At 69.3% G+C, this 21,008-nt stretch carries 25 protein-coding genes; 12 read left to right on the forward strand and 13 right to left on the reverse strand.

What is annotated here, in order from left to right; all coding sequences use genetic code 11:
- Positions 1-12 precede the first annotated feature (12 nt).
- The 4 genes from ACS5NL_RS18060 (at position 13) to ACS5NL_RS18075 (ending at position 1,544) form a co-directional block, all read left to right on the forward strand.
- A complete protein-coding gene (locus ACS5NL_RS18060) occupies positions 13-174 on the forward strand; it encodes a DUF1328 domain-containing protein (RefSeq protein ID WP_439355300.1) in 162 nt (53 codons plus the stop codon).
- A gap of 69 nt (positions 175-243) precedes the next feature.
- On the forward strand, positions 244-567 hold the full coding sequence (locus ACS5NL_RS18065) for a hypothetical protein (protein ID WP_439355302.1): 324 nt from the start codon (positions 244-246) through the stop codon (positions 565-567).
- 36 nt (positions 568-603) lie between these two features.
- Positions 604-987: a hypothetical protein gene (locus ACS5NL_RS18070; protein WP_439355304.1), complete on the forward strand. Its 384-nt coding sequence runs from the start codon at positions 604-606 to the stop codon at positions 985-987.
- Positions 984-1,544, forward strand: a complete 561-nt coding sequence (locus tag ACS5NL_RS18075; protein ID WP_439355306.1) for a hypothetical protein — start codon at positions 984-986, stop codon at positions 1,542-1,544. Before ACS5NL_RS18070 ends, ACS5NL_RS18075 begins: the two co-directional genes overlap by 4 nt.
- 4 nt (positions 1,545-1,548) lie before the next feature.
- Here the strand turns inward: ACS5NL_RS18075 and ACS5NL_RS18080 are convergent, their stop codons facing one another.
- Positions 1,549-2,181 (reverse strand): response regulator, encoded by a 633-nt coding sequence (locus ACS5NL_RS18080; protein WP_439355308.1) that lies wholly within the window; start codon positions 2,179-2,181, stop codon positions 1,549-1,551.
- 179 nt (positions 2,182-2,360) lie between these two features.
- On the opposite strand from ACS5NL_RS18080, the gene ACS5NL_RS18085 reads away from it, so the two are divergent.
- The 4 genes from ACS5NL_RS18085 (at position 2,361) to ACS5NL_RS18100 (ending at position 5,800) form a co-directional block, all read left to right on the forward strand.
- Positions 2,361-2,672, forward strand: coding sequence for a BON domain-containing protein (locus ACS5NL_RS18085; protein ID WP_439355310.1), 312 nt, complete (start codon positions 2,361-2,363; stop codon positions 2,670-2,672).
- A 122-nt stretch (positions 2,673-2,794) separates the two neighbouring features.
- Positions 2,795-3,172, forward strand: coding sequence for a response regulator transcription factor (locus ACS5NL_RS18090; RefSeq protein ID WP_439355312.1), 378 nt, complete (start codon positions 2,795-2,797; stop codon positions 3,170-3,172).
- A gap of 11 nt (positions 3,173-3,183) precedes the next feature.
- Positions 3,184-4,524, forward strand: a complete 1,341-nt coding sequence (locus ACS5NL_RS18095; protein ID WP_439355314.1) for a sensor histidine kinase — start codon at positions 3,184-3,186, stop codon at positions 4,522-4,524.
- Between the two features lie 121 nt (positions 4,525-4,645).
- Positions 4,646-5,800, forward strand: coding sequence for an alpha-hydroxy acid oxidase (locus tag ACS5NL_RS18100; protein WP_439355316.1), 1,155 nt, complete (start codon positions 4,646-4,648; stop codon positions 5,798-5,800).
- Positions 5,801-5,897: 97 nt separating this feature from the next.
- Here the strand turns inward: ACS5NL_RS18100 and ACS5NL_RS18105 are convergent, their stop codons facing one another.
- Both ACS5NL_RS18105 and ACS5NL_RS18110 read right to left on the reverse strand, forming a co-directional pair.
- Positions 5,898-6,908, reverse strand: a complete 1,011-nt coding sequence (locus ACS5NL_RS18105; RefSeq protein WP_439355318.1) for a BLUF domain-containing protein — start codon at positions 6,906-6,908, stop codon at positions 5,898-5,900.
- A gap of 153 nt (positions 6,909-7,061) precedes the next feature.
- On the reverse strand, positions 7,062-8,318 hold the full coding sequence (locus tag ACS5NL_RS18110; protein WP_439355319.1) for a hypothetical protein: 1,257 nt from the start codon (positions 8,316-8,318) through the stop codon (positions 7,062-7,064).
- 158 nt (positions 8,319-8,476) lie between these two features.
- Between ACS5NL_RS18110 and ACS5NL_RS18115 the strand changes: the two genes are divergently transcribed.
- The 4 genes from ACS5NL_RS18115 (at position 8,477) to ACS5NL_RS18130 (ending at position 11,541) form a co-directional block, all read left to right on the forward strand.
- On the forward strand, positions 8,477-9,028 hold the full coding sequence (locus tag ACS5NL_RS18115; protein WP_439355321.1) for an anti-sigma factor domain-containing protein: 552 nt from the start codon (positions 8,477-8,479) through the stop codon (positions 9,026-9,028).
- 74 nt (positions 9,029-9,102) lie between these two features.
- On the forward strand, positions 9,103-10,302 hold the full coding sequence (locus tag ACS5NL_RS18120) for a Y-family DNA polymerase (RefSeq protein ID WP_439355359.1): 1,200 nt from the start codon (positions 9,103-9,105) through the stop codon (positions 10,300-10,302).
- A gap of 97 nt (positions 10,303-10,399) precedes the next feature.
- The gene (locus ACS5NL_RS18125; RefSeq protein ID WP_439355322.1) at positions 10,400-10,678 is read left to right on the forward strand and encodes a hypothetical protein; all 279 of its coding nucleotides are present in this window, start codon (positions 10,400-10,402) and stop codon (positions 10,676-10,678) included.
- A gap of 14 nt (positions 10,679-10,692) precedes the next feature.
- Positions 10,693-11,541, forward strand: coding sequence for an enoyl-CoA hydratase-related protein (locus ACS5NL_RS18130; protein ID WP_439355324.1), 849 nt, complete (start codon positions 10,693-10,695; stop codon positions 11,539-11,541).
- Positions 11,542-11,562: 21 nt separating this feature from the next.
- Here the strand turns inward: ACS5NL_RS18130 and ACS5NL_RS18135 are convergent, their stop codons facing one another.
- Genes ACS5NL_RS18135 through ACS5NL_RS18180 form a run of 10 tightly spaced genes read right to left on the reverse strand, consistent with a single transcriptional unit; the run spans position 11,563 to position 21,005 of the window.
- On the reverse strand, positions 11,563-11,925 hold the full coding sequence (locus ACS5NL_RS18135; protein ID WP_439355326.1) for a DUF1161 domain-containing protein: 363 nt from the start codon (positions 11,923-11,925) through the stop codon (positions 11,563-11,565).
- 15 nt (positions 11,926-11,940) lie between these two features.
- Complete coding sequence (locus tag ACS5NL_RS18140; RefSeq protein ID WP_439355328.1) at positions 11,941-12,429, reverse strand: 6,7-dimethyl-8-ribityllumazine synthase; 489 nt, start codon at positions 12,427-12,429, stop codon at positions 11,941-11,943.
- A gap of 23 nt (positions 12,430-12,452) precedes the next feature.
- Positions 12,453-13,301 (reverse strand): DUF429 domain-containing protein, encoded by an 849-nt coding sequence (locus ACS5NL_RS18145; RefSeq protein WP_439355330.1) that lies wholly within the window; start codon positions 13,299-13,301, stop codon positions 12,453-12,455.
- Positions 13,302-13,305: 4 nt separating this feature from the next.
- A complete protein-coding gene (locus ACS5NL_RS18150) occupies positions 13,306-14,187 on the reverse strand; it encodes an EamA family transporter (RefSeq protein WP_439355331.1) in 882 nt (293 codons plus the stop codon).
- Positions 14,188-14,215: 28 nt separating this feature from the next.
- Positions 14,216-14,641 carry a BLUF domain-containing protein gene (locus ACS5NL_RS18155; RefSeq protein ID WP_439355332.1) on the reverse strand — a complete coding sequence of 142 codons (426 nt, stop codon included), beginning with the start codon at positions 14,639-14,641 and terminating at the stop codon, positions 14,216-14,218.
- A 16-nt stretch (positions 14,642-14,657) separates the two neighbouring features.
- A complete protein-coding gene (gene folE, locus ACS5NL_RS18160) occupies positions 14,658-15,386 on the reverse strand; it encodes a GTP cyclohydrolase I (RefSeq protein ID WP_439355334.1) in 729 nt (242 codons plus the stop codon).
- Between the two features lie 46 nt (positions 15,387-15,432).
- Positions 15,433-16,761 (reverse strand): cardiolipin synthase ClsB, encoded by a 1,329-nt coding sequence (gene clsB / locus ACS5NL_RS18165; RefSeq protein WP_439355336.1) that lies wholly within the window; start codon positions 16,759-16,761, stop codon positions 15,433-15,435.
- Positions 16,758-17,486, reverse strand: a complete 729-nt coding sequence (locus ACS5NL_RS18170; protein WP_439355338.1) for an endonuclease/exonuclease/phosphatase family protein — start codon at positions 17,484-17,486, stop codon at positions 16,758-16,760. Before ACS5NL_RS18170 ends, clsB begins: the two co-directional genes overlap by 4 nt.
- Positions 17,487-17,514: 28 nt before the next feature.
- A complete protein-coding gene (locus ACS5NL_RS18175; protein WP_439355339.1) occupies positions 17,515-19,683 on the reverse strand; it encodes a site-2 protease family protein in 2,169 nt (722 codons plus the stop codon).
- Positions 19,680-21,005: an efflux RND transporter periplasmic adaptor subunit gene (locus ACS5NL_RS18180; protein WP_439355342.1), complete on the reverse strand. Its 1,326-nt coding sequence runs from the start codon at positions 21,003-21,005 to the stop codon at positions 19,680-19,682. The genes ACS5NL_RS18175 and ACS5NL_RS18180 overlap by 4 nt, the downstream gene beginning before the upstream one ends.
- Positions 21,006-21,008 lie beyond the last annotated feature (3 nt).

Genomic DNA, 21,008 nt, shown 5'->3' on the forward strand with positions numbered 1-21,008 from the left:
CAGGAGAGAACGATGCTGCACTACGCCCTCGTGTTTTTCGTGGTCGCCCTGATCGCGGCCGTGCTCGGTTTTGGTGGCCTCGCCGCCAGCGCCGCCGGCATCGCCAAGATCCTGTTCGTGGTGTTCCTGATCATGGCCGCGGTGTCCTTCCTGGTGGGGCTGCTGCGTCGCTGACGCGCACCCCGACACGGACGCACCACCGGTTTCCCTTCCCAACGACTGCCTTTCCTCAAGGAGATTCCCATGACAGCCACCACCAAGAAAATGCTGGACGCCACCCAGGACATGGTCGACGCGGGTGCCGACCAGGCCGAGCGCCTGATCGACGCCGTGCCGGGCGCGCTGACGCAGGCCGCGGCCAGGGTCGAAGACCTCGCCCGCGCCGGCATCGACAAGGCGCGCAGCGGCAGCCAGGCGGTGAGCCGCAGCGCCAGCGCCGCCTGCAGCCGCACCACCGACTACGTGCGCGACGAGCCGGGCAAGGCCCTGCTGTTCGCCGCCGCGGCCGGTGCCGCCGCCACGCTGCTGGTGGGCTGGGCCGTGCGCTCGCGCTCGACCCCGCGCTGATCTGCCGCACCGATCCTGCGCTGACGACACCGCGCCATGATCCACCCCGTGCTGCTTGACCTGGCCCGGCATCCGGGGCTGGCCCTGGAGCACGCCAGCGCCTATGCCGAGCTCGCCTCGGTCGAGGCGCAGGACTGGAGCGGGCGCCTGCAGCGGCGCGCCCTGATGGCCGCGGGCGCGCTGCTGCTGCTGATCGTGGCGCTGGGGCTGGCGGGCGCAGCCGGCCTGATGGTGGCCACGACGCCGCTGTCGGCGATGCCCTACCCCTGGCTGCTGTGGGCGATTCCGGCGCTGCCGCTGGTGCCGGGCGCCTGGCTGGCCTGGCGGCTGCGGCGCACGACCCTGCCGCCCCCCTTTGCCGCGCTGCGCGAACAGGCGGCGATCGATCTGGCGACACTGCGCCTGCTGGAGCGGGAATGAACACCGCCCGGCTGGCCGCGGCACGGCAGCGCATCGAGACGTCGCGCGCCCGGCTGATCCACACCTTCTATCCCGCACACGCCCAGGCGCCCCGGGCGTCCAACGCGTCGGCATCGACGGCCCCACCGGCCAGCGACTGGACCAGCGCGCTGGGCGCGGACGCCCCGTGGGACGCGCTGCGGCGTCTGGCCCTGCGCTGGTGGCAACGGCAGACCTGGCACGGCCCGGTCGAGCTGGTGGCCGGCACCGTGCTGCGGCAGGCCCGGCCGCTGGTGCGGCGCCATCCCTGGGCGGCGCTGGCGGCGGGTGCCGTGACTGGCGCGCTGCTGGTCGGTGCCGGCCCCTGGCTGCTGCGCGGCACGCGCCGTCACACCGCGCCATTGCGGCAACAGCTGGTGGGCTCGCTCTGGGCCACGCTGGGCTCGGCCTCGGTGCAGGTGGCGCTGGCCAGTGCGCTGGTCGCCTGGATGGAGCGGCACAACCGCCCGGACACGGCGGCATCATCCACCCCCTCGCCCACCCCGGCTCCGCCTCCCACGCCGGACGGTGCGCCCTGAAGGCCTACTGGATCAGGCCGTTGGTCAGCGCGTAGTAGGTCAGGTCGCTGTTGCTGGTCAGCTTGAGTTTTTCCAGCACGCGGGTGCGGTAGGTGCTCACCGTCTTGACGCTCAGGAACATGGCCTCGGCCATCGCGCCCACGGTCTCGCCCTTGGCCAGCCGCAGGAACACCTGGAACTCGCGCTCGGACAGCAGCTCGTGCGGCGGCCGCTCCAGCCCGCCGGCCACGCCTTCGGCCAGCAGGGCCGCCACACCCTGGCTGATGTACTTGCGCCCCAGCGACACCTGCCGGATGGCGCGCACGATCTCTTCGGGCTCGCACTCCTTGTTGAGGTAACCGCTGGCGCCCAGGCGCAGCAGGTTGGCGGCGTAGTGCGCCTCGGGAAAGCCGCTGAGGATCAGCACCGCCAGGTCGGGGTAACGCTTCTTGATCGCCTGCATCGCGTCGACGCCGCTCTGGTCGGGCATGGAGAGGTCCATCAGCAGCACATCGGTCTCGCCCTGGCGCACCAGTTCCATCGCCTGCGCACCGTCGGCGGCCTCGCCGCTGACGCGCAGGTCCACGTGGTCGGCCAGGAACTGCCGCAGCCCGGCGCGGACCACGGCGTGATCGTCAACGATGCCTACACGGATCATGGTCGGCCCTCTCTCTGTGCTCTGTGGGTGGCGCCCGGCGGGCGCACCGGCCCACTGTAGCCCGGGCCACTGGCGGCCACCATCGGACATCTCCTACACGCACAAGCCGCCTGCGCCGACACCGCCGCACCGCCCGGCTCCCTACAGTGAAAGCTCTTCCACCTTTCGAGGAGTCCCCCATGATCCGATCCATCACCATCGCCAGCGCCCTCGTGGCCGGCAGCGCCCTGTTCACCGGCTGTGCCGTGGTCCGCGACCAGCAGAGCGTCGGCTCGTACATCGACGACACCACCATCACCACCCAGGTCAAGTCCCGCTTCGCCAACGACCCCAAGGTCAGCGCGCTGTCGATCCAGGTCGAGACGCTCAAGGGCGTGGTCCAGCTGGCCGGCTTCGCCAAGTCCGACCAGGAGCGCGAGGCGGCGGCGACGATCGCGCGCGACGTCAACGGCGTGAACCGCGTGGTCAACGACATCATCGTCCGCCCCTGAGTCCGAACCCGCAGGCCGCCGACGGCGCACCGTGCGTCGGACACGTCCTACACGGCGGCCGGCGGTTTTGGACTATCTTCCGATCCGTACGGGGTGCCCCGCCTCCCGGCCACCCGCCAGACATGAAACCACTCAGAGCCTTCATCGTTGAGGACAACCCCGTCATCCTGAGCAACCTGGTCGCCACGCTCGAAGAGCTGACCGATGTGACGGTGGTTGCCCATGCCGGCAACGAGCGCGACGCCGTGCGCGACATCGGCAAGCTCTCGGGCCAGCTGGACCTGGTGATCGTCGACCTGTTCCTGCACGCCGGCAACGGGCTGGGCGTGCTCAAGTTCGCGCAGGACCATGCCCTGACCGCACAGCGGGTGGTGCTGACCAACTACGCCACGACCGAGATGCGCCGCCGGTGCATGGAACTGGGCGCGACCCGGGTATTCGACAAGTCCGGCGAGATCGACGAACTGCTCGCGTACTGTGACAGCCTGTCCGGCGACTGAGAGGGCCCTGCATGCGGCGATCCATTGAAGCGGTGGCGCGCGGGCGCTACCTGATGCCCGTGGTGCTGGCCGCCGGCATCGCGGCCATGGCGATCAACGAGCTGACCTACCAGCACTCGCGCGACACGCTGCGCGACGGCATCGCGCTGACCGACGCGCGCCTGCACGCCGCCGCCATGCTGCAGCTGGTCACCGACGCCGAAAGCCACGCCAAGTCCTACCTGCTGTCCGGCTCCCCCGACGAGGTGGTCAGCTACCGCGAACGGGTGCGCCTGCTGACGGAAAGCCGGCAGCAGGCGGTCACCATGGTCGAGCGCTTCAACCCCGCCATCTCGCTGACCGCGGTCAACACGCACATCGACGAGCGCATCCGCGAGACCGACCACTGGATCGAGCTGGTCGGCCAGGGCGACGCGGACGGCGCCCGCGACGCCGCGATCAGCAGCCAGAGCAACGGACGCGGCAACGCACTCAAAGATGAGCTGGCCGCCGTGCTGCGCGCCGCGGCCGACAGCCAGAACGAGGCCCGCTTCTCGCTCTACAACGCCATGACCATGAGCCGGACCGCGGTGCACCTGCTGGCGCTGGTCGCGATGCTGGGCCTGTTCCTGTTCCGCCGGCAGCTGCGCGAGAGCGACCTGCACCTGGCCGACGAGCAGACGCGGCTGGCCGCCCGCGTGAAGGAACGGACCGCCGAACTGACCGAGATGGCCACCCACCTGGTGCACGCGCGCGAGGACGAGCGCGCCATCATCGCGCGCGAACTGCACGACGAGCTGGGCGGCCTGCTGACCGCCATGAAGCTGGATTTCGCGCGGCTGCGGCGCCTGCCCGGGCTGCCCGGCGTGGTCGCCGAGCGCATGGCGGCCATCGAGGCCCGGCTCAACGAAGGCATCGCCCTGAAGCGGCGCATCATCGAAAGCCTGCGCCCCTCGGCGCTGGACCAGCTGGGGCTGGTGCGGGCGCTGGAGATCCTGTGCCACGACATGGCCGCCGCGCTGGGCAAGCCGGTGCTGACCGACCTGCAGCCGGTCTCGGTCGCGCCCGACGCCGAACTGACGCTCTACCGCATCGCCCAGGAGTCACTGACCAACGCCGGCAAGTACGCCCGCTGCTCGCAGGTGCAGGTGCGGCTGGACCAGAGCGCCGACAACGTGCGCCTGCGGGTGAGCGACGACGGACAGGGCTTCGCCCCGCAAGCGGTGCCGCACAGCCGCCACGGCCTGATGGGTATGCGGGTGCGCATCGACGCCCACGGCGGCCACCTGCTGGTCGACAGCACGCCCGGCCAGGGCACCACCATCACGGCCGTGTTGCCCGCGGCCCTGGCGCCGGCGCCGGCGCCGGACTGAGCGCTCGGGCTCCGGGATGCCGGGCACCAAGAAATTTCAAACCGGTCTGTCGCGCTTTCACAAGCCATTCCCCGGGCGGCTGGCTACCATCGCCTGATTCCTCAGACCCGGAGACCGTCCCATGCCCGTGATCACCAACATCGAAGACCTGCGCGTGCTGGCCGAAAAGCGCGTGCCGCGCATGTTCTACGACTACGCCGATTCCGGCTCGTGGACCGAGAGCACCTACCGCGCCAACAGCGACGACTTCCAGAAGATCAAGCTGCGCCAGCGCGTGGCGGTGAACATGGAAAACCGCAGCACCGCCACGAAGATGGTCGGGCAGGACGTGAAGATGCCGGTGTGCATCGCGCCCGTGGGCCTGACCGGCATGCAGAGCGCCGACGGCGAGATCAAGGCGGCCAAGGCGGCCGAGAAGTTCGGCATCCCCTTCACGCTCTCGACCATGAGCATCTGCTCGATCGAGGACATCGCGCAGCACACCAGCGCGCCGTTCTGGTTCCAACTCTACATGATGCGCGACCGCGAAGCCATGGCCCGCATGATCGAACGCGCCCGCGCCGCCAAGTGCAGCGCGCTGGTGCTGACGCTGGACCTGCAGGTGATCGGCCAGCGCCACAAGGATTTGAAGAACGGCCTGACCGCGCCCCCCAAGCCGACCATCGCCAACATCATCAACCTCATGACCAAGCCGCGCTGGTGCCTGGGCATGGCGGGCACGAAGCGCCACAGCTTCGGCAACCTGGTCGGCCACGTGAAGGCGGTGACGGACATGAAGTCGCTGGCCTCCTGGACCAACGAGCAGTTCGACCCGACGCTGTCCTGGGCCGACGTGGCCTGGGTCAAGGCGCAGTGGGGCGGCAAGCTGATCCTCAAAGGCATCATGGACGTGGAGGACGCGAAGCTGGCCGTGCAGAGCGGCGCAGACGCCATCGTGGTCAGCAACCACGGCGGCCGCCAGCTCGACGGCGCGCCCAGCAGCATCGAGGCGCTGCCGGCGATCGTCGCGGCGGTGGGCGACCAGATCGAGGTGTGGATGGACGGCGGCATCCGCAGCGGGCAGGACGTGCTCAAGGCCTGGGCGCTGGGCGCGCGCGGCACCATGATCGGCCGCGCGATGGTCTACGGCCTGGGCGCGATGGGCGAAGAAGGCGTGCTCAAGGCGCTGCAGATCCTGCACAAGGAACTGGACGTGACCATGGCCTTCTGCGGCCACACCCAGATCGGCAACGTCGACCGCAACATCCTGCTGCCGGGCACCTTCCCGACGGCCTGAGCCGGCGCGTGGGGGCAGGCGATCCGGCGCCGGGCCGCCCCAAGCCGGATCAGCCCCCTTGGGGGGCAGCGACCCGCGCAGCGGCGGAGCGTGGGGGCTAGAGACTGTCCAGCACCTGGCGCAGCGCCCACCACTGCTCGGCCTTGTCGGGCGGCTGGGCGCCGGTGCGGGCCTCGTGCCAGCGCATGCCGCGCGCTTCGGCGGCGGACCGCAGGCTGTCGCTGAACCAGCCGTCGGCGCCCAGACCGACGATGGCGGGCTGGTGGTGCACCTGCTGGCAGGCCTTGAGGATGCGTTCGAGCAACTGTTCGTTGCGCTCGGCCACCGCGTCCAGCATCAGCACCACGGCCGAGTAGTCGGGCAGGAAGGCGTGGGTCATGCCCATGGCCAGCCCCTTGCGGGCGTTGGCGATCAGGCGGCGGCCCTGTCTGGCCTGGTCGGGCAGGTCGATGTAGTCGCTCTCGACGTCCAGCGCGTCCTGGGCCGCGCCGGCGAAGCGGCGGTGCACCACCGGGCGGTCGGTCTCGCGCGAGAGCCAGTGCAGCAGGTCGAAGGAGCCGGTGTGTTTGGCCGCCATCAGCATCACCCGCTGGTAGCTGCCCTCGCGCGCCGCCGCGACCTCGACATGACCGGGCAGCGGCGAACACAGGCTGCGCCAGACGCTGGCCGGCTCGTAGCCCTTGTTGCGCAGGTGCCGCTCGTGCAGTGCCATCACGCGGCGCGCGAACTCGCCGGCGGTCTCGGTGGGTTCGGCGATCGATCCGATCCAGGGCTTGAACAGGCGCGGGCGGCCAAAGCTCTCGTGGACGATCTTGAGGCTGCGGTGGCGCTGGTCGAGCGAGACGCGCGCGAGCAGGTCCTGTATGCCGTCGGGCGGGCCCTCGATCCATTCGACGAACCAGCCGCAGCGGTGCATCAGCGCCACCCGCAGGCCGGACTCCTGGTTGTGGACCACCGCGTGGTCGCGGATGCGGCGCATCTCGTCAAGCACGGGCACATCGACCGAGCTGATGCTGGCGTAGATCAGGCGCCCGGTGTCCTGGCTGGACACCTCGCTGCCGGAGTCCGGCCAGTGCGTGCTGTCGGGGTCCTGCTGAAAGGAGATCATGGGAAAACGCTGCTTTTCTTGTGGGCTTCCCTGTCGCCGGGCCGCTGACGGGCCCGGTCTTTTCGAGCAGGGATTGTCCGGCATATCGGATGTTCCACCGAAGCCCTTGAGCCGAAGAATGTCTTCCCGGCCGCGCCGCGCCTGCCGCGACGCTCAGAGCGGGGCCGGCCGGGTTTCCGCCAGGCAGGGCACGACCGCCATCGGGGTCGGCGGCTGCCCGGTCCAGCACCGCTGCAGCACCCGCTCCGGCTCGTCCAGCGCCTGCAGGGCCAGCTGCTCGGCCAGGTGGATGATGCGGATCGCCGAGGTCTCGCCGGTGCCGGCCGGCACCTCCACCACGCCGATGGCGACCTCGGGCTGGAACGGCAGGGCCAGCGGATCGGGGCCGACGGTCACCGACATGCGCAGTTCGCGCAGCAACCGGTCGGCCACCAGCCCGGCGCGCTTGGGGTCCTGCACCGCCGAGATCGCCAGCACGAAGCAGCGCTGGTGGTAGAGCCCCACCACGTTGCGAAAACCCACCAGCTGGCGGATGCGCGCGGCCAGGGCCAGCAGGATGTCCCCCGCCGGATCGGGCACCGCCGCCTCGCGGTAGGCGTAGAGGTTGGACACCGACACCGCGGCGACGAGGCAGGGCCGCTCCATGCGCATGCTGCGCCACAGCGCGTCTTCGATCCGCGGCACCAGCTGCGCGCCGCAGGGAAGGGCCGGCGCGTCCACCGTGGGCGACTGGCCCGTCGCCTGCCGGCGCAGGCGGCGGTACTCGCGGTTGCGCCCGCGCACCAGCACCACCACGGTGACGAAATAGCCGACGGTCGCGCTGGCGGTGAGCGCCCAGTAGGCGTTGCCCATGTCCATGTCCATGCCCTTGGCGTACAGACCCGCGGTCATCTGCGCCAGGCAGAGGCAGGCCATCACCATCCAGCGCGCCAGCGCGTCGCCCAGCGTGACGCTGCGCACCGCGATCAGCACGCCCATCAGCACCGCCAGCCCGTTGAGCGCCCCGGTCAGCGGCAGCACCGTGCTGGCGTCGAAACCGGCCTCCACCAGCCCCAGCAGACCAAAGGTGCCGGTCACCAGCACCGCCGCACCCGGCTCCATCAGCCGCTTCACGAGCCGGTCCTCGCGCCGCAGGCCGGACCAGTAGCCCAGGTAGGTCATGACCAGCGCACCGCACAGCGGGCCGAGCGTGGCCTTGACGGGCAGCCAGTCGATCAGCTGCCAGGAGGGCCACAGCGCCGGCGGCAGGCCGGACATCTGCACGCAGATCCAGCCGGTGAGCAGCATGCTCACCCAGGCCCGCACCGCCGCCAGCGTGGGACGCGAGGCCATGTCGACCGTCGCCACGACCGCGAGGGTCAGCAGGACGCCCGCCATGGCCGACCAGATCGCCATTTCGTTGGCCTGCATGTCGGGTGGGTCAGTCGTGAGTTACTAGCGGATCGATAGCACCAAACACCACATGGACCAGCGTTTGACGGGTTTTCCGAAGCGGCGCAGTGTACCGACTGCGTGCCTGCGTTTCATCCTAGGGCAAGTCCCGAGCCCCGGGCAGGCATACTTCGGGCATGAACCACATCCCCCCGGCCGCACCGGCCAGTCCAGCCACCGCGGCCACCCCCGAACCCGCCTTCCGCCGCGTCCCTTCCTGGTGGCGCGGACTGGCGGTGTTCCTGATGCTGGGCCTGCTGCTGGGCTGGGCGGCCACCACCAGCCTGTTCGAGCAGTCCAAGGCCCAGATCGCCCACCTGCAGGCCAAACTGGCGAAGCTGCCGCAGGTGAAGTACATCGCCGTGCTGCTCGACGACAAGGCGGCACCGGCCCTGCTGGTGACCATGGACCCGACCTCGGGCGTGCTGCAACTGCAGCGCCTGAACGACGTGAAGGAAAGCCCGGAAGACAGCATGCAGCTGTGGGCCATCAAGCCTGGCCAGCCGCCGCAGTCGCTGGGCGTGATCGAGAGCAAGCTCAAGACCCTGCAGATGCCGGCCAAGGAGCCCGCGCTGACCGGCATGACCGAGCTGGCGATCAGCGTCGAGAACCGGGGCGGCGTCCCGCAGGCGCAAGGCCCGCGCCTGCCCTGGCTGTTCAAGGGTGCGCTGGTCCAGAAGGCGATCTGACCCCGGCGGGTGCCGCACCCGCCACCACCGTGACCGAGTCCGCCCCCCTGCCCCGCCGCATTGCGCACCTGGACATGGACGCGTTCTACGCGTCGGTCGAGCTGCTGCGCTACCCGCAGCTCAAGGGCCTGCCGATGGTGATCGGCGGCGGGCGGCGGCGCGAGGCCGAGATGTTCGCCCGGCTGCAGGAGGTGTACCCCGAGCGCGAATGGGGGCCGGACACCCTGGACCGCATTCCGGTCGACTTCTTTCCGCGCCTCAAGGACTACGTCGGCCGCGGCGTCGCGACCACCGCGACCTACGCGGCGCGGCAGTTCGGCGTCGGCTCGGCGATGGGCCTGATGAAGGCCGCCAAGCTCTGTCCAGAGGCGATCCTGCTGCCGGTGGACTTCGACGAGGTCAAGCGGCTCTCGCGCCTGTTCAAGAGCACCATCCTGGAGATCGCGCCGGTGATGCAGGACCGTGGCGTGGACGAGGTCTACATCGACTTCACCCAGGTGCCCGGCGGCCAGCGCGAAGGCGGGCGGGTGCTGGCGCGGCTGATCCAGAAAAGCATCCTGCAGGCCACCGGCCTGACCTGCTCGATCGGCGTCGCGCCCAACAAGCTGCTGGCCAAGATGGCCAGCGAGTTCCACAAGCCCAACGGCATCAGCATCGTGCGGCCCGACGACGTGCAGACGCTGGTCTGGCCCCTGCCCTGCCGCAAGATCAACGGCGTCGGACCCAAGGCCGACGCCAGGCTGCAGAGCCACGGCATCCACACCATCGGCGAGCTGGCCGCGCGCGCGCTGCCCTGGCTGGTCGAGACCTTCGGCAGGAGCTACGGCGCCTGGCTGCACGAGGCCGCCTGGGGGCGCGACGACCGGCCGGTGGAGACCGAGAGCGAACCCGTCAGCATGAGCCGGGAAACGACGTTCGACCGCGACCTGCACGCGGTGCGCGACCGAGCCGAGGCCGGCGCGGTGCTCACCAGGCTGTGCGAGCAGGTGGCGGGCGACCTGCAGCGCAAGGGCTACGTGGGCAAGACCATCGGCATCAAGATCACCTTCGACAACTTCGAGAAGGTCACGCGCGACCAGACCATCGAGGTCCACACCGCCGACGCCACGGTGATCCGCCGCCACGCCGGCCTGTGCCTCAAGCGGGTCGACCTCTCGCGGCGCTTCCGGCTGCTGGGCGTGCGGGTGGGCAACCTGCTCAAGGCCGAAGAGGCCGCCGCCCTGTCGACGGCCGCTGCGGCCGACCCCGAACCGCTGACCGATCAGCTGTTCTGAGCCGGCTTTCTGCCGCTTTTGCCTCTTTCGGGGGACGCGGGATCATTGACCATTCCTGACGCCAGTCTTACATTGAACCCCTGTTCAGGAGAGCGCCATGATCCACCGACTGAACCTCGCCGAGCTGCAGCGCATCAAGCAGTGGCATGTCGACCACCGCGAAGACCACCCGCTGGAATACCACCTGTGGGACGCGATGCTGACGGTCTGGGTGATGGGCTGGATGGGCTGGCTGCCGGCCATGGCGATGCATGCCCTGTGGGCGCTGCCGCTGTGCGTGGCGGGCATCGTGCTGCCGCGGCTCTACGTCGAGTGGCGCGAGCGGGCACACGCCGCGCACCGTCTCAGGTGCGACTGGCTGGTGCCGCAGGCCTGATCTACAGTGGGCGGATGAACACGACGCCCACCTGCTTCTCCCTCAGCCACACGCCCGAAGGCGTGGCCCACCTGGTCCTGAGCCGCCCCGAGCAGCTCAACACCATGCACCCGACCTTCTGGCGCGAGCTGGACGAGATCGTCACGCAGTTGCACCGCGAAGGCACGGCCCGTGCGCTGGTGATCAGCTCGACCGGCAAGCACTTCTCCGCCGGCATGGCGCTGGAGACCTTCGCCGGTGCGATCAGCATGGACGACCAGAGCCCCGAAGGCCGCGCCGCGATCTTCGACCTGCTGACCGACATGCAGGCCACCTTCACCAGGATCGAGGCGCTGCGCGTGCCAGTGATCTTCGCGATCCAGGGCGGCTGCATCGGCGGCGCGGTCGACATGGTCACCACCGGCTGCATCCGCTACGCGACGGCCGACGCCTTCTTCTGCATCCAGGAAATCAACATCGGCATGGTGGCCGACGTGGGCACGCTGCAGCGCCTGCCCAAGCTGGTGCCGTTCGCCGTGGTCAAGGAGATGGCCTACACCGGCCGCCGCCTGCCGGCCGACCGGGCGCTGGCCTACGGCCTGGTCAACGAGGTGTTCGACACGCCCGAGGCGATGCTGGCCGCTGCGCTGCAGTGCGCGAAGGAAATAGCCAGCAAGCCGCCGATCGCGATCTGGGGCACCAAGCAGGCCGTGACCTACGCGCGCGACCACTCGGTGGAAGACAGCCTGCGCCAGATGGGCTGGCTGCAGGGCGCGGTCTGGAGCAACGCACACGTGCGCGAGTCGATCACGGCGATGAAGGAAAAGCGCGCCGGACAGTTCACGCCGCTGTCGCCGCTGCAATCGTTCAAGGAACTGGGCTGACGCGCCAGCCCGGCGGAGCGCTCAGGGTTTGCAGCTCGCGCTGCCCTGCACCACCGAGCCGTCGCGGCATTCGGTGATGACCACCGGCCCCTTGGTCCTGGGCGCCTGGGCCGTCACGGCGGGGCGGGCGACCTTGGCGGACGCCACCGTCCCCGCACCTGTGGCGGCCGACTGCACATAGACCAGCTTGCGCGCGCCCTTGGCGCAGGTGCCGACCACCTTGCCCGCCACCTCGGCGTCGACGTCCACCACCATCACGGCAAAGCCCGACTTGCCGGTGGCCGCGATCTGGGCCTCGATCTGTTCCCGCAGCGGCTCGCAGATGTCGGCCGCCCAGGCACCTTGCGCCAGCAACGCCATGGCCAGAAGGGAAATGCTCTTCATGGTCTGGGCTCCGGGTCAGGCAGACAGTTGCGCATCGAGCTGGCGCAGGCCAGCCACGGTGCGCAGGCAGGCCTCGGCGGCCTCGGTGCCCTTGACCGCGAAGTGGCGCAGGAAGTACTTGCGGTGCTCGGCGTGTTCGTGGAAATGGTGCGGCGTGTGCACCGCCAGGATCACCGGCACGCCCGTGTCCAGCTGCACGTCCATCATGGCCTTGACCACCGTCTGCATCAGGGCGTCAAAGCGGTAGATGCCGTCGTCGACCACCAGCGCGCTGCCGACCACGGCGGCGTAGCGGCCCGAGCGCGCCAGACGCTGCGCGTGCAGGGGAATCTCGAACGCGCCCGTCACGTCGAACAGGTCGATGCGCTCCGGGCCGACGCCGGCCTCGGCCATGCGGGCAAAAAAGGCATCGCGCGCCTGCTGGACGATGTCGGCGTGCCAGACCGCTTCGACGAAAGCGAAACGGAGGTCGGTGGGAAGGGAGGATGGGGCGGAAGTGCTCATGGGTGCCGGTATTGTCCGGGAAGTCAGGCTCCGACGATCCAGCCTTCGAGCGGGTCGAACGGTGGCAGACCGTAACAGGGGTGACCCGACGTGTGCTGCTGCAACGCCCAGGCCGCCTGCAGCAGGCACAGCACCGCGTCCAGCGCGTCGCCGCTGGGGTCGTCGGCCAGGGCGTCGCGCTGGGCGTGGCTGAGCTTCAGGCGCAGGCCGGCCGCACGCAGCAACGGCGCCTCGCCGCTTTCGAGCGCGTGGATCAGGGTCTTGCGCGCGATCAGCCGCTCGGGCGTCTGCTTTGCGCGGTCGTCGCTTTTGTAGCTGGTGGTCCCGAGCACGCTGCGCGCCAGCAGGCCCGGGTAGGCCTCCAGCGCCACCCGCTGCGGATCGGCGGCATGCAGGCCCGGCAGGCTGACGCCAGCCTCGATCAGGCGCGGCACGCCCGCGTGCAGCATGAAGGCCACCGGCGGGTTGACCCACTTCATGCTCGGGCTCGACCCGGCCGGACCGTCGGCCGCGCGGTGGGCGAACTTGCCGCCGACCGGACGGGCGTCGCAGAAGGCGGCGAAGGTGTCGCGGATCTGTTCGCGCGAGAGCGACGCGTAGTGCGCCATGCAGTCGCGCCAGCCGGTCGGCCAGCCCAGCGTCTCGACCAGCTCGCGCGGCAGGCCGAACGGCAGGTCGAAGCCGCCGATCCAGCCACCGTCAGGTGTTTCCGCCAGCCGGGCCTGCCAGGCGTCCAGCGTCTCGAAGGTCTCGATCCGGTCCAGCACCACGCGACCGCGGTCGCTGCGGCCCAGGGCCAGCGTGACCGGCTTGCGCTTCGAGGGCGCACTGGTGAAATCGCAGCCCAGCAGGACGGTGGCAGCGGTGCTCATGCCCTCAGCCCAGCCCCAGCGCGACCACGCCGCCTGCGATGCTCACCGCGCCCAGGATGCGCAGACCACGCTCCCCTTCGCCCAGCAACTGCCCACCGATCAGGGCCGCGAACAGCATCGACACCTCGCGCGCAGGCGCAACGTGCGACAGCGGCGCCTGCTGCATCGCGTACAGCACCAGCACATAGGCCACCGGGCTGAAGGCCGCGACCGCCAGCGCCGGCCGCCACTGCCTCTGCCACAGCGTCCAGGCCGTGGCGCGGTCGCGCAGCACGTTGGGCGCCAGCAGCGCCACGCGCACGAAGTTGCCCATGTAGTCCATGAGGATCGGCGACATCAGCAGCCACTTGACCGCGTAACCATCGACCACGGTGTACGACGCGATGAAGGCCCCGGTCAGCACGCCGTAGAACATGCCCTTGCGCACCCGCTTGCGGGCCACCGGATCGTGCGCCGCGCGCCACAGGCCCGGCCCTCCCGCGATCAGGAACACGCCCAGTACCACCCCGGCGATGCCCGCTGCACCGAGCGCCGAGATGTGTTCGCCGAGGAACACGATCGCCACCAGCGACGACAGCAGCGGCCCGCTGCCACGCGCCAGCGGATAGACCACGGTCAGGTCGGCCTTGCGGTAGCCACGCAGCAGGATCACGTAATAGAAGACATGCAGCACCCCGCTGGCGACCACCAGCGCCCACTCGGTGCGGCCCCAGGTCGGCACCACGTCGCGCCCGAGCACCCAGCCCAGCGGTGCCCACAGCAGCATCATGATGAAGGCGGTGAAGAAGGCGAAACGCGAGTCGCCCGCCGTCTTCTTGGCGACGATGTTCCAGCCGGCATGGATCAGGCCGGCCAGCACGATGAGCGCAAAGGCGGTCAGCGACATGCCGCACAGCGGCGCAGGGGGGAGATCCTCAAGCCCGACCGATGATCGAGGCCGTGGCCATCAGTTCTTCGAGCAGGGCCAGCGAGACCTTGCCCGAGACCTTGTACGGGTCGAACTCGGGCCGTTCGGAGTACTTGAGCACGATCGAGGTGTTGAGCTTGGCCAGGTTGACCGTGCCCATGGTCCAGCCGCCGAAGCGGCGCTCGCTGATTTCTTCGTAGTGCAGCAGGGCCACGTCGGTGTGGCGCTTGTCGCGCACGATGTGGTTGTAGAGCGTGTTGACCGCTTCGCGCCCACCCTCGATGGCCTGCAGGAACACCCCGCCGCCATAGCAGAGCACGCCGGTGATGCCGTGGTGCAGGTTGTGCGCGCGGGAGGTCTCCAGGATCGATTCGATGGCCTTGGCGCTGTCCTGGTCGACGGCGCGGCTCACATACAGCAGACGTACCAGCATGGTGGGTTCTTCGGATTTAGCGGGGGATGAGGGAGAGGAATTCGCGGCGCAGGTTGGGGTCTTTGAGGAACACGCCGCGCATGACCGAGTTGATCATCTTGCTGTCCATGTCCTTCACGCCGCGCCAGGCCATGCAGTAGTGGCTGGCCTCCATCACGATCGCCATGCCGTCGGGCTGCGTCTTTTCCTGGATCAGGTCGGCCAGCTGGACCACCGCCTCTTCCTGGATCTGCGGGCGACCCATGATCCACTCGGCCAGGCGCGCGTACTTGGACAGGCCGATCACGTTGGTGTGCTCGTTGGGCATGACGCCGATCCAGATGCGGCCGATCACCGGGCAGAAGTGGTGGCTGCAGGCGCTGCGCACCGTGATCGGGCCGACGATCATCAGCTCGTTGAGGTGCTCGGCGTTGGGGAACTCGGTGACGCTCGGGCCCTTGACGTAGCGGCCGTTGAAGACCTCCTTGAGGTACATCTTGGCCACGCGGCGCGCGGTGTCGCCGGTGTTGTGGTCGTTCTCGGTGTCGATCACCATGGCGTCGAGCACGCCCTGCATCTTGACGGTCACTTCGTCCAGCAACTGCTCCAGCTCGCCGGGTTCGATGAACTCGGCGATGTTGTCGTTGGAGTGGAAGCGGTGGCGCGCGGCCTTCAGGCGCTCGCGGATCTTGACCGAGACGGGGGTGCCTTCACCGTCGTCGAGCTGTTCGGGCTTGCTCATGGGTGTTCCGGATTTCATCAGCATTGAACCATGCTAACACCGTGCCCCAGACTCGTGCATCCCTGGGGTTTCAGTAGCGGTGACCGGTCAGGAACAGCAGCGTGCGCATGGCCATGAAGGCGATCCGGTCGAGCACCCGCTGGTGCCAGGGACGGGTGCCCAGGGTGCGGGCGTCCAGCTTCTGGCCGGCATGTTCGACCAGGGCATCGAGCCGCTGGTGCAGCAGTTCGGCGAATCGCCGGTCGGTGGTCATCACGTTGGCCTCGCGCGCCAGCAGCATCGACAGCGGGTCCAGGTTGGTCGAGCCGACCGTGGCCCAGGCCCGGTCGATCACGGCGACCTTGGCGTGCAGCGCGCTGGGCGCGTACTCGCGGATGTCGATGCCCGCGTCCACCAGCTTCTGGTAGACCGGCCGCGCCGCGCGGTACTGGAGAAAGTTCTCGTAGCGGCCCTGCATCATCAGGCGCACCCGCACGCCCCGCGCCGCCGCCATCGTCAGCGCCCGCCGCAGCTTGCGGCCGGGGATGAAATAGGCGTTGGCGATCACGATGTCCTGGCGGGCCATGCCCAGGGCCTTGAGGTAGGCGCGCTCGATGTCGTGCCGGTGGCTGACGTTGTCGCGCAGCAGCAGCGAAGCCCGCGCATCGTTGACGCCCATCGGCCCGTCACCCTGCAGCACACCCTTGTCGTCTTCGGCGTCGGTGTTCACCCGCGAACCCATGCCGGTGTAGATCTCGATCTTGCGCAGCAGCCGCGTGAAGTCGCCGATCGGCCGGGTTTCGCGCAACGCTTCCCAGGCCGCCTTGAACTCGCGCTGGCGTGCCTTGCGCACCGCCTGCAGGCGCCACCAGAGCTGTTCCATGGTCTCGACCATGTCGTCCACCAGCGGCCCGGCCACGCGCAGCGAAAAGTCCAGCCGCGGCGCGCTGAGTCTGCCCAGGGCCACGTCGTCGCGGTCGTCGATGATGTTGATGCCGCCGCAGAACCCCACCATGCCGTCGACCACGCAGAGCTTGCGGTGCAGGCGGCGCCAGCGGCTGGGGATCAGCAGGCCCAGGCTGCCCATCGGGGCGTACACGCGCCAGCGCACGCCGGCCCTGGTGAAACGTTGCTGCCATTCGACCGGCACCTTGGGCGTGCCCACGCCGTCCACCACCAGGCGCACCAGCACGCCGCGCTGCGCGGCCCGCTCCAGCGCCTCGGCCACGGTCAGCGCCGAGCCCGCGAAATGGAAGATGTAGGTTTCCAGGTGCACCACCCGCCGCGCCGCGTCCATGGCCTCGACCAGCGCCGGGAACAAGGCATCGCCACCTTCCAGCAGCAGCAGCTGGTGCCCGGGCCGCGGCACCGAGATGTTGCGGTGCAGCGGCGGCGGCTGGGTGTCGACCTCGGGGATCACAGCTCCAGCTCGGCGATCAGCGGCAGGTGGTCGGACATGCGCGTCCAGGCCCGGCCGTGCGGCACGTGGGCGCTCACCGGTGTGAGTCCGCGCATGTAGATGCGGTCCAGGTGCAGCATCGGCAGGCGCGCCGGGTAGGTCGGCAGGCGGATGCCGTCGAAGGTGCGCAGGTCCAGCGCCGCCATCGGCTTGAGCAGCTGCGCGCCCCAGTCGTTGAAATCGCCCGCGACGATCAGCGGCGCATCGGCCGGCACCTCGTTGGCCACGTAGCGCCCGAGGCGCTGCACCTGGCGCTCGCGGCTGGCGTGGATCAGCCCGAAGTGCACCACCACCACATGCAGCTCGCGACCGTCGACCAGCAGATGCACGTGCAGCAGGCCGCGCTGTTCGAAGCGGTGGTCGGAAACGTCGGAATGCCGCGTGTCGAGCACCGGCCAGCGCGAGAGCAGCGCGTTGCCGTGTTCACCGTGGCGCGTGACCGCGTTGGTGCGGTAGACCGACTCGTAGCCCTCGGGCGAGAGGTAATCGGCCTGCTCCAGGTCGGGCCAGCGGGTGAAATGCTTTTCCAGCTTGCGGTGGTGGCGCCGGACTTCCTGCAGGCAGACGATGTCGGCGTCGAACTGCTCCACCGCATGCGCCAGGTTGTGGATCTCCAGCCGGCGCGCCGGCCCCAGGCCCTGGACGCCCTTGTGGATGTTGTAGGTGGCAACGCGCAGCAGGCTCATGCGCGAATGATCGCATGAGCCTGTTCTTCTAGAACCCGCTCTCCCGGATGAAGATCGAGGCCACCCGGCGGAAGAACCCGGCCGCGACCGACTCGGCCCGGCCTTCGATCGCCACCCGCACGGTCGAGGCCTGGTGCGTCGGCAAGGGTTTGTCGAGCGCGATGCGCACGCGGTACAGGGCATCGCGGACCACCTGGGTGCGCTCCTGGCCCTCCTTGGTCGCTTCCGTCACCGTCGGGATCGGACCGCCGTTGTTCGCGTCCAGCATGGTGGTGGGCAGCACCTGCGTGCGCGACACGTCGATCGACTCGATCCGTCCGCTGGCCCAGGACAGCGCATTGGCCATGAGTCCGGCACGCACTTCCTGCCCGACCTTCAGGCGGCCCATGTCGGCTTCGGCGATGTAGGCGTCGATCACCCACTGGCCGTGGTCCACCAGCACGCCCAGCGGCTCGCGCGGCTTGACCCAGACGCCGGGCGCCAGGCCATGGTCGATGTCGCGCAGTTCGCCGTCGAACGGCGCGCGCAGCGTCAGCCGCCCACGCTCGTCCTCGTTCATCTTTTCCTCGGCCTCGTAATAGGCCTTCTGCGAGTTGAGGGACTGGCGCTGCGACTCGCCGTCGGGCAGGCCCAGCAGGCCGGCGATCTGCGCCTCGCGCGCCTTGGCCATCTGGCGCGACTTGCCGCTGGCGATGCTCAGCTGGGACGAGTCCAGCACGAACAGCACGTCGCCCGCCTTGAACTGCTTCTGCGCCGGCATGGCCACGATCTGTGCCGGAAAGGGTGCGTGGATCGTCTGCTGCTCCTGGGCGTGGTACCAGCCATGGCCGGACACCCGGCTGCTGAACGGAAACAGCAAGAGCACCAGCAACGCCAGCACGATGCCGGCCAGCCAGCGCTTGCGGCTGGCATGGATTTCGGTGCGGCGTTTTTTCCAGACCTCGAGTTCGCGCATCACGGGCTTTCCAATGAACCAGATGACTTCGACCAGCATGAGCGCGATGCCCAGCAGCTTGAAGAAGTAGAAATACACCGTGATCGCGATCCCGGTGATCACGGTCAGACGGTACACCCAGGTGAACAGCGCGAAGCCAATCAGCACACGGCGCTTGTGGTCGCCGAAGGCCTCGGGCCACTTGTCGTCAAACCCCAGCAGGGTGCGCCGCATCCAGGTCTTGGCCAGGGCGCCCGAGCGCTCGTGCAGGTTGGGCAGGTCGAGCACATCGCTGGCAATGAAATAGCCGTCGAAGCGCATGAACGGGCTGGCGTTGATCAGCACCGTCATCACCCAGCTGGTGGTCGCCAGGAAGAACATGCCGTTGCGGAACGACCCTTCCGGCGCCAGCGTCCAGGCCAGCGTGGCGATGCCCGCCAGCGCCAGCTCGACCGCGATGCCGGCCGCGGCGATCGCCAGCCGCTGGCGCGAGTCCCGCAGCCGCCAGCTCTCCCCGGTGTCGGTGTAGAGCATCGGGAACATCACCAGGAAGGCAACCCCCATGTGCGCCACCCGCACGCCGTAGCGTGTCGCGGCCAGCGCATGTCCCATCTCGTGCATGGCCTTGGCGAACACCAGCGCGAAGCCGTAGCCGAACATGCCCTTCCAGGTCATGTTGTCGACCAGGGTGTGGGTGAACACATCCCATTGCCGCGACACCAGATAGACGCCCACCAGCGTGATCGCCAGGATCAGCGCCGCCACCAGCGGCATGTTGATCCGCGCCAGGTAGGGTCGTAGCGCCGCCAGCCAGGCCTGCGGCCGCAGCAGCGGCAGGCGGAAAAACAGGTAGTTGTGCAGCACCGTCTCGAACAGCGAGCGCTTCATCATCTGCGCACGCCCGAGCATGCGCATGACGTCGGCCTTGTTGGTGGCCCTCAGCAGCTGGTTGTCGGCCAGGAACTTCACCAGCGCCCGGACGTCGTCTTCCGTCACGTTCAGCGGGGTCTGCTCGTTGACGGTATTGACCAGCGACGCGGCGTCGTTGTCGGCCCAGTGCACCAGCAGCTCAAAGTCCAGCCAGCCGATGCGGTAGAAGCGGTTGGTCACCGGGTCCTGGATCATCCAGGCCGGCGTGCCGTCTTCGTTGGGGGCCGCCGCGAACAGGATCAACTCGTCGCGGATCGGCGGCAACGGGATCTTGCGGGGCGGCGCGGTGGGCACCACGGCCCCGCCGACAGACACCGCAACGCCGGCGGTCACAGCCCGCTCCATTCCCTCAGGTGCGACAGCGGGCGGCGGAACAGGTAGTAGCCCAGCAACACCCAGTCACCGGAGATCCGCGCCGTGCCACGCAGGCCGATGCGCGGCAGCTCGGTGCCCTCATCGAACCGGGCGCGCAGCTTGTAGGACGCGACGCCTTCGGGCCCCTGCGTGGCCTGGTAGCTGGCCTCGATCAGGCGCCCGGAACGCGGGCTCAGGGGTTCGGTGTGCAGGAACAGCCGCACGGGCGAGTCCAGTTCCAGATTGATCGCGTCGGCCACCGCCAGCCAGACCTGGATGCCACCGTCTTCGGGCTGCGCCAGCTGCATCACGCGCTCGCCGGTCTGCACCGGGCGGCCGATCCAGTCGTTGGTGTCGGAGAAGATCGCGATGCCGTCGCGGTCGGCACGCACTTCCACGCGCTGCGCCTGCGTCTGCACCGAGGCCAGTTCGGCCTCTTTCTCGCGCACACGGCCCTGGGCCACCGCCACATCGGCCTTGCTGCGGGCATCGTCGAAGGCCCGCTGCTCGGCGACGTGGGCATCGGCCTGGGCGATCTCCAGCGACTTGCGCGCCACCTGCAGTCGGTTGAGCAGGGCCGAGTCGTCCAGCGAGAACAGCAGGTCACCGGCTTTCACCCGCGCATTGGGCGTGACGGCAAAAGAACCCACCACACCATCCTGCGGTGCCGCCACGGCCATGGCGTTGAGCGCGACCACCTCGGCCGGAGCCAGCACCGACAACCGCACAGGCAGCAACAGGCTCAGCAACAGCGCGCCCGCGATCAGCCAGCGGTTGCGTTTCTTGAACAGCTTCCGCAGCCAGCCCCAGCGGTCCTGCACCGTCTGCTGCATGGCCGCAAAGCAGTAACCGTAGGTCGCGTGCAAGCGCCCCAGCAGTGCGCAGGCCTGGTCGCTCCAGGGCGTTTCTGCGGCGTACAGCACCATGGCCTGCATGCCGCCCTTGCGGTCGCGCAGCGGCACCAGCACCAGATGTTCCGGGAGCCATTCGCCCCAGCCCGCCGCGTCGTCGGGCGACGCATCGGCAAAGTCCAGGCGGTGGATGGTGCCGTCGCGCGGCAGGCGCTGCGCAAAACGGCTGAGCCAGACCGCGAACGGCGAGTCGGTGGCCACGCTGACCAGTCCCGAGGCCGCCACCAGCCGCATTTTCTCGCCCTCAAGCTCGAACATGGCGGCCTGACGGTAGGGTGTCAGCGCGTGGGTTTCATTGACGATGGTGAAACGGAGCGCCGGCAGCGTTGCCGCTTCCAGCGCCCTGGTTTCGATCTGCAGCAGGATGCCCAGATCCGACGAATCGCTCATGGT

The sequence above is a fragment of the Hydrogenophaga sedimenti genome (assembly GCF_051857515.1).
Classification (GTDB): Bacteria; Pseudomonadota; Gammaproteobacteria; order Burkholderiales; family Burkholderiaceae_C; genus Hydrogenophaga.

Bases quoted from the DNA above. Each gene is read 5' to 3' on its own strand.
- ACS5NL_RS18060 (WP_439355300.1), top strand. From the start codon at position 13: ATGCTGCACTACGCCCTCGTGTTTTTCGTGGTCGCCCTGATCGCGGCC.
- ACS5NL_RS18065 (WP_439355302.1), top strand. From the start codon at position 244: ATGACAGCCACCACCAAGAAAATGCTGGACGCCACCCAGGACATGGTC.
- ACS5NL_RS18070 (WP_439355304.1), top strand. From the start codon at position 604: ATGATCCACCCCGTGCTGCTTGACCTGGCCCGGCATCCGGGGCTGGCC.
- ACS5NL_RS18075 (WP_439355306.1), top strand. From the start codon at position 984: ATGAACACCGCCCGGCTGGCCGCGGCACGGCAGCGCATCGAGACGTCG.
- ACS5NL_RS18080 (WP_439355308.1), bottom strand. From the start codon at position 2,181: ATGATCCGTGTAGGCATCGTTGACGATCACGCCGTGGTCCGCGCCGGG.
- ACS5NL_RS18085 (WP_439355310.1), top strand. From the start codon at position 2,361: ATGATCCGATCCATCACCATCGCCAGCGCCCTCGTGGCCGGCAGCGCC.
- ACS5NL_RS18090 (WP_439355312.1), top strand. From the start codon at position 2,795: ATGAAACCACTCAGAGCCTTCATCGTTGAGGACAACCCCGTCATCCTG.
- ACS5NL_RS18095 (WP_439355314.1), top strand. From the start codon at position 3,184: ATGCGGCGATCCATTGAAGCGGTGGCGCGCGGGCGCTACCTGATGCCC.
- ACS5NL_RS18100 (WP_439355316.1), top strand. From the start codon at position 4,646: ATGCCCGTGATCACCAACATCGAAGACCTGCGCGTGCTGGCCGAAAAG.
- ACS5NL_RS18105 (WP_439355318.1), bottom strand. From the start codon at position 6,908: ATGATCTCCTTTCAGCAGGACCCCGACAGCACGCACTGGCCGGACTCC.
- ACS5NL_RS18110 (WP_439355319.1), bottom strand. From the start codon at position 8,318: ATGCAGGCCAACGAAATGGCGATCTGGTCGGCCATGGCGGGCGTCCTG.
- ACS5NL_RS18115 (WP_439355321.1), top strand. From the start codon at position 8,477: ATGAACCACATCCCCCCGGCCGCACCGGCCAGTCCAGCCACCGCGGCC.
- ACS5NL_RS18120 (WP_439355359.1), top strand. From the start codon at position 9,103: ATGGACGCGTTCTACGCGTCGGTCGAGCTGCTGCGCTACCCGCAGCTC.
- ACS5NL_RS18125 (WP_439355322.1), top strand. From the start codon at position 10,400: ATGATCCACCGACTGAACCTCGCCGAGCTGCAGCGCATCAAGCAGTGG.
- ACS5NL_RS18130 (WP_439355324.1), top strand. From the start codon at position 10,693: ATGAACACGACGCCCACCTGCTTCTCCCTCAGCCACACGCCCGAAGGC.
- ACS5NL_RS18135 (WP_439355326.1), bottom strand. From the start codon at position 11,925: ATGAAGAGCATTTCCCTTCTGGCCATGGCGTTGCTGGCGCAAGGTGCC.
- ACS5NL_RS18140 (WP_439355328.1), bottom strand. From the start codon at position 12,429: ATGAGCACTTCCGCCCCATCCTCCCTTCCCACCGACCTCCGTTTCGCT.
- ACS5NL_RS18145 (WP_439355330.1), bottom strand. From the start codon at position 13,301: ATGAGCACCGCTGCCACCGTCCTGCTGGGCTGCGATTTCACCAGTGCG.
- ACS5NL_RS18150 (WP_439355331.1), bottom strand. From the start codon at position 14,187: ATGTCGCTGACCGCCTTTGCGCTCATCGTGCTGGCCGGCCTGATCCAT.
- ACS5NL_RS18155 (WP_439355332.1), bottom strand. From the start codon at position 14,641: ATGCTGGTACGTCTGCTGTATGTGAGCCGCGCCGTCGACCAGGACAGC.
- folE (WP_439355334.1), bottom strand. From the start codon at position 15,386: ATGCTGATGAAATCCGGAACACCCATGAGCAAGCCCGAACAGCTCGAC.
- ACS5NL_RS18170 (WP_439355338.1), bottom strand. From the start codon at position 17,486: ATGAGCCTGCTGCGCGTTGCCACCTACAACATCCACAAGGGCGTCCAG.
- ACS5NL_RS18180 (WP_439355342.1), bottom strand. From the start codon at position 21,005: ATGAGCGATTCGTCGGATCTGGGCATCCTGCTGCAGATCGAAACCAGG.